We start from the raw sequence: 10,400 nt of genomic DNA on the forward strand, positions 1-10,400 counted from the left end.
CGAAAATCACGAAAATCACGAAAATCACGAAAATCACGAAAATCACGAAAATCACGAAAATCACGAAAATGAAAAATAAAATGCGATCTTGCTCACAAATAATCAAAAATAATCTTTTTTGAGGTGCGATAACTGTTTATCATTTGTTCTGTAGGTATAAATATGCCTATATTTTTTTAATCTTTAACTTAACCAATCTAAAAATAACGAGATCTTCCAAATCTCATCATTCTTACTCAACATAAAAAGAGAGGCTCACTATGGATACAGTAATGAGTATCTTTATGGCAATCAATGACCAGATTCTTTCGAAAGCACCGCTGTTACTCGGTCTTGTCGCTTGTATCGGTTACATTTTCCTAAAAAAAGATTCAACTACCATTCTTAAATGGTACCATTAAAACGATCGTCGGTTTTATGTTGGTACAAGTCGGTTCAGGTACGCTTGTGCAAAACTTTAAACCGGTTATCGAAGGTTTATCTAAATACCATAACCTTAAAGGTGCGGTGATTGACCCATATACAAGTTGGCAAGCGACAATGAGTACCATGGGTGACGCTTATGCGTATGTGGGTTATGCAGTAATTTTAGCCTTATTCCTTAATATCCTACTTGTATTATTCAGACACTTTACCGGTATTCGTACCATTATGCTTACCGGTCATATTATGTTCCAACAAGCCGGCTTAGTTGCGGTAGTGTTCTGGGTACTCGGCTCAAAACCGTGGGAAGTAGTTGTATATACCGCAATCATTATGGCGCTCTATTGGAGGATTTTCTCTAATATGATGTACCAAGCAACCCAACAAATTACCGGTGGTGCGGGTTTCTCTATTGGTCACCAACAACAATTTGCGTCTTGGTTAGCGGCAAAAGTTGCACCGAAATTAGGTAAAAAAGAAGAAACGGTTGATAAACTCAACTTACCTAAATGGTTACATATTTTCCATGACAGTATCTCTGCAACAGCGATCGTGATGACGGTGTTCTTCGGTATTATCCTGATGTCATTCGGTTTAGATAACCTACAACAAATGGCAGGTAAAACGCACTGGACAATTTATATCTTTGAAACCGGATTAAAATTTGCGGTGGCAATCCAAGTTATCGTGCTTGGTGTGCGTATGTTCGTAGCGGAATTATCTGAATCATTCAAAGGGATTTCTGAACGTTTAATTCCAAATGCAGTATTAGCGATTGACTGTGCGGCAACTTATGCAATTTCGCCAAATGCGGTGGTATTCGGTTTCATGTGGGGTGCTATCTGTCAGTTTGTTGCGGTGGGTGGATTAATCGCTTATCAACAATTCGGTGGCGGTGACGCTTCAGCTGCAGTATTAATTATTCCGGGCTTTATCCCGATGTTCTTCTCTAATGCGACAATCGGTGTATTCGCAAACCATTTCGGTGGTTGGAAAGCGGTAATGAAAATCAGCTTCGTGATGGGTATTATTGAAGTACTTGGTTCTGCATGGGTAGTAAGCTTAATTACCAGCACAGAAGGCGGTGCAGGCTTTAACGGCTGGATGGGTATGGCGGACTGGGCGTTATTATTCCCACCGATTATCCAAGGTATGTTCTTTAGCCCGACCGGTGCAACCTCCGTATGTATCGTGTTAGCGCTGGTATATATGGCATTTGCTGGTAAACAGTTACGTGCTGACGAAGCAAGAGCGAAAGCAGAAGGCAAAACCGTTGACCAATTATACGGTTTCGGTGAATCGGCGGAACAAGATGCTGAACCAGCTCAAGCTACAGAAAGCAATGCAGAAGGTGATGCAAAAGCGGTGCGCATCTTAGCAGTGTGTGGCTCAGGTCAAGGCCCATCAATGATGATGAAAATGAAAATTAAACAATATCTTGATAAACGCGGTATTCCAAATGTGATGGATTCATGTGCGGTAACCAACCATAAAGGTAAAGTCGGTTCGGTAGATATCATCGTATGTTCTAAACACTTACAAAATGAGATTGTGGCAAATGATCATATCTCAGTATTAGGCGTACAAAATATGTTAAATCCGAATACCTTTAGTGAAGAGTTGCTGGCTCTTATCAAAAAATATCAATAACCCTCAAGACCACTTTCTTAGAAGGGAAGTGGTCACCTTGATTTAAACCTATCCAACTTAAAGGAAGTAAAGCTATGTTAAAAGAATCGCTTATCGAAAATAACTCAATCCTTTTAAATCAAAGTGCGGCAGATTGGAAAGCAGCGATTAAATTAGGCACGGATGTTTTAGAAAAATCAGGTGCGATTGAACCTCGTTATTACACCAGTATTATTGAAAATATTGAAAAAATGGGGCCGTATATCATTCTTGCACTGGGTCTTGCGATGCCGCATTCTCGTCCGGAAGAAGGTGTTATTAAAACCTCGTTCGCTTTAGTGACCTTAAAAGAGCCAGTTTATTTTGATGGCGAAGATGAGCCTGTTTCGGTATTTGTCACCTTAGCCGGTAGTGATTCGGATAAACATATGGAAGGTTTAATGGAAATTACCCAAGTATTGGATGATCCGGACAGTGATACGGGAGTCGATTTAGCCAAAATCTTACGTTGCCAAACTAAAGAGGATGTTTATGCGGTGATTGATCAGGCGTTAGCTGGCTAGAAATCCCCTCTCTGCTTGTTTCGTTAAATGCTTCAACAAGCGGTCTCTCTCCCACCTGTGGGAGAGAGGAATAAAGTACCATTTAAAAATTCGTGAAAGGAACAAAATATGTCAAAACCATTACTCCAAATTGCATTAGATTCATTAAGTCTAGAAAAAGCGGTTGCAGATGCAAAACAAGCGGAAAGTGTTGTAGAAATTATTGAGTGCGGTACGATTCTTGCCTGTGCGGAAGGGATGAAAGCTGTTTCAACTTTACGTGCGTTACACCCGAATCATATTATCGTATGCGACTTAAAAACTACAGACGGTGGTGCAATTTTAGCGAAAATGGCATTTGAAGCGGGTGCAGACTGGTTAATGGTTTCAGCAGCAGCACATCCGGCAACTAAAGCGGCGTGTAAGAAAGTAGCGGATGATTTCAATGCGGCACATCCGGAATTAAAAGTGAAGAAAGAAATCCAAATTGAAATCTACGGCAACTGGACAGTAGAAAAAGATGCGAAAGAATGGGTGGAATTAGGCGTAAAACAGGCAATTTATCACCGTTCGCGCGATGCGGAGTTAGCAGGTAAAGGTTGGACAGCGGAAGACGTGGAGCTGATGAAACAGCTTTCTGCGCTTGGTTTAGAATTATCGATTACTGGCGGTATTGTACCGGAAGAAATTCACTTGTTTAAAGAAATCAAAAATGCAAAAGCTTTCATTACCGGTCGTGCTTTAGTTGGTGAAAAAGGAAAACAAATCGCAGAAGCGATTCGTGCTGAAATTGATAAATATTGGGCGTAATATTTAGTGTTGCGTTAAAGCATACAAGCAGTCGATTTATGGAAATTTTTTTTGCTATGAATAACGCTTGTTCAAAGATTAAAATCCTCGTGAATATATTCAAGCACGAGGATTTTTATTTATGCCTTATTTTGTAGCCAGAATTTCTTGACGAACAATCTCAGCCCCCGAGCTTAAGGCTTGCAATTTGCCACGAGCAACTTGGCGAGATAACGGTGTCATACCGCAGTTGGTGCTAGGGTAAAGTTTATCGGCATCAGCGAACTGTAAAGCTCTTCTTAAAGTATCCGCCACTTGTTCTGGCGTTTCAATCTCATTAGTAGCGACATCAATTGCGCCTACCATCACTTTTTTACCACGTACTAACTCGATTAAATCCATCGGTACACGAGAGTTTTGGCACTCTAAAGAAATAATATCGATGTTTGATTTTTGTAGTTTAGGGAAGCTTTCTTCATATTGACGCCATTCCGAACCTAATGTTTTTTTCCAATCGGTATTGGCTTTAATACCGTAACCATAGCAAATGTGTATCGCTGTTTCGCATTTTAAGCCTTCGATGGCACGCTCTAACGCCGCAACGCCCCAATCGTTTACTTCATTAAAAAATACATTAAATGCCGGTTCATCAAGCTGAATAATATCTACACCGGCTGCTTCTAATTCTTTTGCTTCTTGATTAAGAATCGTGGCAAATTCCCATGCTAATTTTTCACGACTCTTGTAATGTCCGTCATATAACGTATCAATCATGGTCATTGGACCCGGTAACGCCCATTTTATAGGGCGGTCGGTATGGGCGCGTAAAAATTTAGCATCTTCAACAAAAACCGGTTTGCGGCGGTGTACGGCTCCGACTACGCTTGGTACACTGGCATCATAGCGGTTACGGATTCGCACAATTTCACGTTTGGTAAAATCCACACCCTCTAAATGTTCAATAAAAGTCGTCACAAAATGTTGGCGAGTTTGCTCACCATCACTCACAATATCAATACTCGCTTGAATTTGTTCCTGTAATGAGACAAGTAACGCATCACGTTTTGCTTGCAGTAAATCATCACCGGTTAATTTCCATTCTGACCATAATTTTTCTGGTTCGGCGATCCAAGAAGGTTTCGGTAAGCTGCCAGCGGTTGAGGTTGGTAATAATGTTTTCATAAAATTCTCTTTAACTCATTAAATTACTTCTGTTTTTGCCCAATTAGCCAGTAATTCACGATACGGTTTGATAAAGCATTCATTGGTAAATTCGCCTTGTTTAATCGCTAATTGCGTACGTTCTTCACGGTCATATTCAATGGTGGTCAATGAATAATTTTGGTAGGTTAAACTTGGTTGATATACTTGTCCTGCAACCGAGTTAGCATTGTAAATTTCTGGACGATAGATTTTTTGGAAGGTTTCCATTGTGCTGATCAAGCCGATTAACTCTAAATTAGAGTAGTCGTTCAACAAATCGCCGGTAAAATAAAATGCATACGGGGCAACCGATTTGGGTGGCATAAAGTAGCGAACTTTCATCCCCATTTTCGCAAAGTAATCATCTGTTAATGAATAAGCATTTTGAGTATATTCCGTACCTAAAATAGGGTGGTGGTTAGTGGTTTGCGTATAAGTACGGGTACTCGCCACGCTTAAGCAGAATACAGGTGCTTTAGCCGAAATTTGTTGATAAGCTTCTGAATCGACTAATAATTTGAATAATTTACCGTGCAACTCACCATAATTAGCTGGCGCACTAAATTTTTCTTGGTTTTTATTATGGTTGATCAACCAGACACTAAAATCATAATCGCGTACATAAGATGAGAAACTATTGCCAACAATGCCATCAATACGTTGATTTGTGTGCTTATCCACAATGTAGGTTTTTAGCATTTCAATCGCAGGGAAATGTTCCTCTTGCCCTTCAATCACAATATCCGCAGACACAATTTCAACCTCAACCGCATAACGATCATTTTTCGGATTATCCCAATGAGCGAAATCATTAAAACGGTTATTAATCATACGTAAGGTATTGTGTAAATTTTTCTTACGATCTTCTCCTCGAGCGAGGTTAGCAAAATTTGTTGTTAAACGTGTGCTTTGAGCGGGGGCATAGTCTTCATCAAATCTCAGTGTTTTAATAGTATAGTGAAATAGATTGCTCATTATTACCTCTGTATTAAGCTTCATTGCTAATTGATAGAGGTAATCTATCTCATATTTGTTATGAATTAAAATGAAATATTTTCTTAACAAACATGAAACAGATTCATAAACTATAAGCTTCATGAGTTAAGTGGATAATCGGCTATAATTAACACAAAATGTATTTTTTGAATCACTTACTCATTTGGATTATGATACGACCAAATTCCTTGATGAAGGTGGCTAATATGAAATATTTTAAACTTATCTGTATCGCATTTCTTACGACGCTTTCCGTTTCGGCTTTTGCGAATGAAACAAATGAAACTGAAAACACTTGGGCGGATCAACAACGCAGTTCGATTCGCTCGAAATTACATGATTGGTCGAACGGCATTAACGATTGGCTAGGTGAAACGGATCCGAGTAAACCGGCATCGGCAAGTTTACGTGTGATGTTAGACAATCAATGGAATAAGCATGATCGTTTTTCCTATAAATCGCGTGTGCGAGGCAAAATCAAATTGCCGGTACTGAAAAAACACGTCAGCGTGGTATTTGGTGATGAGGACTTGGAAAACCAAGCTCGTGATAAAAATCGTATTGGACAAAACTATCGTAATCTGCCTCGTGATCGTAATTATGACAGCCGTCAAGCACGGAACGATAACGCTTCTATCGGTTTACGTTGGTCAAACGAAATTAAACGTTTAGGGATTGAAAGCGATTTGGACGGCGGTTTGCGTTCTGGCGGTGATATCTTCGGGCGCTTACGTTTAAGTAAAACTTGGGAGATCACCGACAATTTCGGTACTCGTTTAGAACAAATTTATCGTTATGGCACCAATAGTAAACATTACCTCCGCACCAATTTAGAAAATCGTTATATTGACGGTGAAAATACTTTCATTATGAATCATACGTTCTTGCAATATACACATGATGTGGATGAAGAAACCGGTTGGGGCAATAGCGTTTATCGTCAGCACAATTTTACCCCGCTTAAACGCCTAAGCTACGGTATTTTTATGGGGGGACGCTTTGATAAAGATCACTCCAAATTCAATACTTACGGGCCGTTCATTAACTATCGTCAATCCATTTTCCGCAATTGGGTATTTATTCAACCGGAAATCAGTTTTTATAACGATAAAGACAAAGATCGTAACCATTTTATTAATACCTTTGTGCGTTTAGAAGTGATTTTTTAACTTTTCGTATGATCAAAAAAGACTACGTAAAACAAATTACGCGGTCTTTTTTATTTGTAAAAAAATCTCGAAAAATAGCCGCTTGTCAGCTACTTTTGGTTGTATGGATAACGCAGAATCACCTTGTTATAGAAGCTACCGTTAATATGCGTTTTATACAGATGGAATTTACGATAAGCATGAAATAATCCATCATCCGGTTTTTCCTGATTGCTCCAAAAGTCGTCTAGATTGCCTTGATAGGTTAGTCCGGCAAAATCATAATTGGCTCGACCTAAGGTTTTGACCGGCATATTGTGTAATAACGCTGAAATACCGCTGGTACTATTTAGCGTAACCATTCCTTTCCCGTGGCGCAAGAAAATCGGCATTGGCACATCGTGAATATAGTAAATGCGCTTTTTCAGATCAGGATATTGTTCCATATATTCATCAATCACTTTACCGTAATCAATAAAGCCACGATCCATCGGATGATGTTTTACGATTAAATTCAAATGTTTCGGTGCTTTGGTGGCAAAAGATGACAACACTTCCCGTAACACTGCAGCTACGCTAGGATAATCGCTATGCACTAAAATTTGGCTATCATAATAAACTTGTAACGGCAAAATAAAAAACTCACCGAATTCGCCTTGCTCAACACGCTTAGAAAAATTGCGATCGTGCATATAATAGCGCAGCCGTTTAATCCCTGAAACCATCCATAATTTTACGTAGTACCACACATTTAATAAACGATGGTGGCGATATTCCGGATATTGATGACGGCGATAATATGCTGACACGTAATATTGGATGGCCAGTTTTGCCATCTGGCAGAAACCTTTGGCCACACTTTGTGCTTTGTTTGGCTCCGATAAGTGTTCGAACGCTCGGAAATAATCTGCCTGCTTTGGAATGGGTGAATAAGCGTTTACCCCGGTTTTTTCAAACGTGACGTAATCCGGGCGGAAGTAACCTTCTTCAAAAGCCCAAAATGCGATATTTAAATGCTGACAAACCGTTTTAGCCAATTTGTGATATTTACGGTTATCACCAAAACATACCACGCTATCAATGTTATGCGTTTGGCAAAAGTCGGTTAAATATTGATGAAAATTTTCTAAGGTATCGCGATAAGCAAAGGTGTTGGTAATGCTATTCGGATAAAAAAATTCATCACCGGCATTTAAGTTAATTTTAAATACACTGCGATTTTGAGTTTGTAACCATTCCGATAATTGGGTGAAGAAAGCGCCTATAGGGCCTTGCAATAGCAAAATCCGATTTGATTGCTCAATCAAATCATCTAAATAATGGTTGATCATCGTTAAATGCTCTTTGAGAATTTTATTTTTAATATTTTAAGGTTCGGTAAAGTTGTTTTAACTTACCGAATTGTTTGGCAATCCAAGGGCGTTTAATCCCGCTGTTTGCTAATTTTTGTTTTTGTTGCTGAAGAATCGCAATTGCTTGGTTAGCGTCAATCATGACTCTCTTTTCAGGATCGACATATTGCGGATAATAAACTAATACCGCAGCAATTAATTCTTCAAGACGTAATTGACGCGTACGTCTTGTAAGAGGGATATGATCTTGCGTTAATCCCCAATTGGAATAAAACGGTAAGCCGTAACAATGCACGATTTTCCCACGTAATAGCGCCTCAAATCCAGCCAAAGAGGTCATTGTATGAACCTCATCAACTTGATTAATACAATCTAAAATATTGGCATTTTCTACAATTTCATCGGCAAATTTGACCGCTTGTTCGTGAGCTACCAGCCCTTGTCGATTCCCGCTGACCACATCCGGGTGCGGTTTATAAATAATGTAGGCATCCTGATCCAGTTCTCTGATTTTTTCGAGCAAATCAACATTGCGCTTAAGTTGCGGAGAGCCGAAACGAATAGAAGCATCGTCTTCAACTTGACCCGGCACCAAAATCGTTTTTTTATCAGTAACCGATAAGCGGAAACCGGTATTTCCTACATTATATTTACTGATATTGGCTTGAATAAGGCGTTGTTGTAATTGTTTGGCGAGCGCTAAATCTTGCTCGCTAAATTCCTGATGTTGCAAAATCTCCTCTAAGCGAGAAGGGGTCTGTGCATTAAAATAAATACCTAGGTCGTCAATCACCAGTGATAAAGGCGCGACTAGATTCGAACCTAAACCGACCGAACGAATAAAACCGTCTTCCATGCGTAATAACGGCAGATTATGTTTGGCGGCAAAAGCGATAATTTCCGGTTTACTTTGGCTCCAAGTCAGCAGTTTGGCATCGGTAGCAAGCGGTCGATTTTCGAGTTTTTTTAGCGATCGTGTAAAATGTAATTTACATAATGGTAAATCAAAAAACGGTTTAATCACTGCTTGTTTCCATAACGAAATACCTATGCAATACAGGCTTCCGCTTAGACGTTGATTTAATGCTTTAGTTTTGCTTAGGTAGTCTATTACATCAAAAATTGTACCGATCTTGCCGTTATTTGGGTTGATATAGCGGCTATATTGCAAATAAGCAGCGGCAAACAATTGAATAAAGGAACGATTTTTACGGCGTTGTTCCAGTTTTAAAATATCAATGTCCGGATGTCTGTCGTCCGTAATTCCCCAGCCGGCAAACCAAGGAATGCCGAAGGTAATGACTTTTTTACCGAGTAACAATGCCTCGAACCCCATTTGAGAGGTTACACAATAAACTTTATCTACTTGTTTAAGCAGCGAAAGCGGATTAACGTCCTCGGCAAATAAACGGATACGATTACCGTAGCTATGTAAATCAGTTAGATAGCCTTTCTTCTTACCGCTGATCACATCCGGATGTGTTTTAACCCAAATTTGTGCCTTAGGGTTTTCTCGAATTGCGGCATCTAGCATCTGTTTAAAGTGGATTTCATTTGCCCAACCGTATTTAACCGCCATATCACCGAAAGTTTGATCGACGACCAAAACAATAGGAGATGATTTATCTACTTGTTCGGTGAAATCTGCATTGTGATTATATTTGGAGAGCCGATTTTGTTGAATTAAACAAATTGCTCGCTCGGCAGCATGCATTTGTTCCGGCGTAAGTTGTGAGTGTAATATGAGAGCTTCTAAACGAGACGGTCGAGTCGTGTCATAATAAATACCGACATCATCATAAACCATCGAAAACGGCGGATATCCCATTACCCCCAAACCAAGAGAACGAAGGAAACCGTCTTCTAATGCGATATAAAGTAAACCGTGTTTTTGGGCATATTCCCGTGCTTTTTGGGTGGATGGGCGCAATCCCCAGCCGATGACATTGTCCACAAGCGGAGCTGTTCCTATACGAGGAAAAACCACAATCTCACTGTCATGTAAGAATGCATTAAGGTGTGGAATCTTTAAGATTCCACGTGAGAAAATAAGGGATTTTGCTATAGCCAAATTTATTTAAACCGGTTCGCCAATAATTTGTTACAAAGTATAAAAGTATACTCTCTTATACTGATAAAGTAAATTTTAGCCAATCAAAAAGCCCGGAGATGATCTGCCCCCCAAAGGTTGGACTAAACCTCCAACAGATTAAGGTGCAGATTTTTTATGACTAAATATAACTCGCTATTCAAACAACAAGTCATCGAGTTTTATCTTCAACGTGACAAAAACCGTTTATTCACTCAACGATATTTTC

At 39.5% G+C, this 10,400-nt stretch carries 7 protein-coding genes and 1 pseudogene; 4 read left to right on the plus strand and 4 right to left on the minus strand.

Going from position 1 to position 10,400, the window contains the following annotated elements; genetic code table 11:
• Positions 1-272 precede the first annotated feature (272 nt).
• From HMPREF0027_RS01355 to HMPREF0027_RS01365, 3 genes and pseudogenes are all read left to right on the plus strand, one after another.
• Positions 273-2,073: pseudogene (locus HMPREF0027_RS01355) on the plus strand (PTS ascorbate-specific subunit IIBC).
• Positions 2,074-2,147: 74 nt separating this feature from the next.
• Entirely contained in the window at positions 2,148-2,615 is a 468-nt protein-coding gene (locus HMPREF0027_RS01360) for a PTS sugar transporter subunit IIA (RefSeq protein WP_005621524.1), read from the plus strand.
• 108 nt (positions 2,616-2,723) lie between these two features.
• The gene (locus HMPREF0027_RS01365) at positions 2,724-3,404 is read left to right on the plus strand and encodes a 3-keto-L-gulonate-6-phosphate decarboxylase UlaD (protein WP_005621526.1); all 681 of its coding nucleotides are present in this window, start codon (positions 2,724-2,726) and stop codon (positions 3,402-3,404) included.
• Between the two features lie 126 nt (positions 3,405-3,530).
• Here the strand turns inward: HMPREF0027_RS01365 and HMPREF0027_RS01370 are convergent, their stop codons facing one another.
• Together HMPREF0027_RS01370 and HMPREF0027_RS01375 are read right to left on the minus strand one after the other, a co-directional pair.
• A complete protein-coding gene (locus HMPREF0027_RS01370) occupies positions 3,531-4,565 on the minus strand; it encodes a methionine synthase (protein ID WP_005621528.1) in 1,035 nt (344 codons plus the stop codon).
• Between the two features lie 18 nt (positions 4,566-4,583).
• Positions 4,584-5,561 (minus strand): putative oxygenase MesX, encoded by a 978-nt coding sequence (locus HMPREF0027_RS01375; protein ID WP_044024209.1) that lies wholly within the window; start codon positions 5,559-5,561, stop codon positions 4,584-4,586.
• 227 nt (positions 5,562-5,788) lie between these two features.
• On the opposite strand from HMPREF0027_RS01375, the gene HMPREF0027_RS01380 reads away from it, so the two are divergent.
• Entirely contained in the window at positions 5,789-6,751 is a 963-nt protein-coding gene (locus tag HMPREF0027_RS01380; RefSeq protein ID WP_044024210.1) for a hypothetical protein, read from the plus strand.
• A gap of 89 nt (positions 6,752-6,840) precedes the next feature.
• On the opposite strand, the gene HMPREF0027_RS01385 is transcribed toward HMPREF0027_RS01380, so the two are convergent.
• Positions 6,841-8,061 (minus strand): capsule biosynthesis protein, encoded by a 1,221-nt coding sequence (locus HMPREF0027_RS01385; RefSeq protein WP_005621534.1) that lies wholly within the window; start codon positions 8,059-8,061, stop codon positions 6,841-6,843.
• 28 nt (positions 8,062-8,089) lie between these two features.
• A complete protein-coding gene (locus HMPREF0027_RS01390; RefSeq protein ID WP_155812106.1) occupies positions 8,090-10,147 on the minus strand; it encodes a capsular polysaccharide biosynthesis protein in 2,058 nt (685 codons plus the stop codon).
• Between the last annotated feature and the right edge of the window lie 253 nt (positions 10,148-10,400).

Source organism: Actinobacillus ureae ATCC 25976 (assembly GCF_000188255.1).
In the GTDB taxonomy this organism is placed as follows: Bacteria; Pseudomonadota; Gammaproteobacteria; order Enterobacterales; family Pasteurellaceae; genus Actinobacillus; species Actinobacillus ureae.